Annotated in this window: 1 protein-coding gene; it reads right to left on the bottom strand. The window is 66.7% G+C overall.

Translation table 11 applies throughout. The annotated features are described in order from the left end of the window. Positions 1–564: 564 nt before the first annotated feature. Positions 565–2,118, bottom strand: coding sequence for a pectate lyase family protein (locus tag ACQPYE_RS16300; RefSeq protein WP_498722133.1), 1,554 nt, complete (start codon positions 2,116–2,118; stop codon positions 565–567). Positions 2,119–2,174: the final 56 nt, after the last annotated feature.

Below are 2,174 nucleotides of genomic sequence, written 5' to 3'. Positions count from 1 at the left end.
CAGCCAGGCACCCCCGTGCACGTTTTGCCGATGCGAGTCGCTAATCAACCAAGGGTGGCCACGAAGCACGTGACGCCGTTGTTGAATTCCCCACCATCCCCCGTGCCGCCTCCCCGACCCCCAACTTTCCAGATCGATTCCGCGCCTCGCAACCCCCAAACCACTTCGCCAACCCGAAGCCTTGCCGATAATTCCCGGGTGTGACCCGGTTCATATTCCGGCGATTATGCCAAGTGGCACTTCCCGGCGGACCAGGGCGCGGGTCGCCGCAGGTCCGACGTGACCGCCAGTCGAAGGTCCACTGTGGACGACGTGGCGCGAACCCGGGTCGCGACCGACCGGGCGGCGACCCCTCGCGCATTCCACGTCGCGAGCTCTTCTTTCAATGCTCAACAACCGATGCGCCGCGGTCCGCCCCCGCGGCTCGCGCGATGCCGGCACGACGTGCGCCCCGCGCATTCTCCACAAAAGAAGCGGCCTGGCCGGGCTGCCACACCTTCGGGCAACCCGCCCAGACCGCGGGCGGTCGAATCACCGAGCTCGACCGAATCGCACGAAACCCTGCTAGCAGCTGCCGTCTGATTCCTGAAGGCCGGTGCTGGGGCCCGCCGTGCGGTTCACGACGGTCGGCACGCAGTTGGCCTGGTCGAGCCGGAAGCTGTAAGGCACGGTGACCGTGGTGGTCGACTTGACGTCCGGACCGGCGGGCTTGTGATCGCTGCCGGGGGCCGACCAGGTCACGTTGTCGAAGACGTTCCCGCTGACCTGCCAGTAGCCGGCCTGGTCGGTGTAGAACGTGCCCAGCACGTCACGCGAGTTCTTGAAGTAGTTGTTGTCCACCTTCGCCTTCGCCCCGGCCCGCGAGTTGATCCCGGACTCGTTGAGGCTCACGTAGTAATTGTTGTAGATGTGCGCGATCCCACCTCGCAGCAACGGAGTCCGCGAGTCGATGTTCTCGTACAGGTTGTGGTGATAGGTGATGAAGCCGTTCGAGACGTCGCTCTCACTCGACCCGACCAGCCCGCCGCGGCCCGAGTTGCGCAGCCTGCTGTAGGACAGCGTCACGTACTGCGTGTTGTCCTTCATGTCGAACAGGCCGTCGAAACCCTCCGACTCCCCACCCGACGCCAACAGGTCCACGTGGTCCACCCAGACGTTGCGGACGTTGCTCTCCATCCCGATCGCGTCACCACCGTTGGACGTCGGCGAACCGGACTTCTTCACGTTCCGCACCGTCACGTTCCGGATGATGATGTTGCGCGAATCCCGGATGTGGATGCCCAGCTGGTCGAACACCGCACCGCCACCGACGCCGACGATGGTGACGTTGCTGATCTGCTTCAGCTCGATCACACCGGCCGCGGTCGAGCAGCTGTTGCCCGAGACCTTCGCGGTGTTGCCGTGGTTGATCGTCCCCGACACCTCGATGATGATCGGCGTCGAGCTGGACGCCCGGGTGCACAGGGCCTGGTGGATCTGGGTGCCCGTGGTGGCCCGGACCGTCGCCCCGCCCTGACCGCCCGTCGTCCCACCGTTCTGCGACGCGTAACCCGTCGCCGCGCCGGTGGGCGGGTTCGTGGTGGTGGTCGTGGTGGTGGAGGTCGTCGTCGACGTCGAGGTGGTGGTCGAGGTCGACGTGGAGGTCGACGTCGAGGTCGTGGTCGACGTGGAGGTGTCGGTGGGCGAACCGGTGCAGGCCACGCCGTTGAGCTTGAAGGAGGTCGGGGCGGGGTTGCTGCCGGTCCACGAGCCGTTGAAGCCCGGCGTGACCGACGCGCCCGTGGACAGCGAGCCGTTGTAGCTCGCGTTGCGCACCGTCACGGCGCTGCCGGACTGGGCGAACTCACCGCCCCAGAGCTGCGTGACCTGCTGGCCGGCCGCGAAGCTCCACTCCAGGGTCCAGCCCGACACCGCGTCACCGAGGTTGGTGATCGTGACGTTGGCGCCGAACCCGCCCTGCCACTGGTTGATCACCTGGTAGTCGACCCGGCACCCGGCCGCCGCGCTGGCGCTGGTGCCGGCGGCCATCACCAAACCCCCGGTCAAAGCCGCCACCGACATGACCGCGGCAATACCGGCGGCCCGGCCCTTCGTGCGTCTGCCAAATCGCGGACTCATGCGTCGCCTCCTTGCGAACAGCACTCGTGGACAGCGGTCACCTAACTTCTGGGAAC

The sequence above is a fragment of the Actinosynnema sp. CA-299493 genome (assembly GCF_050946825.1).
In the GTDB taxonomy this organism is placed as follows: Bacteria; Actinomycetota; Actinomycetes; order Mycobacteriales; family Pseudonocardiaceae; genus Actinosynnema.
Note: the sequence above shows the minus strand (reverse complement) of the source record. Positions and strands in the feature narration are given on the sequence as shown.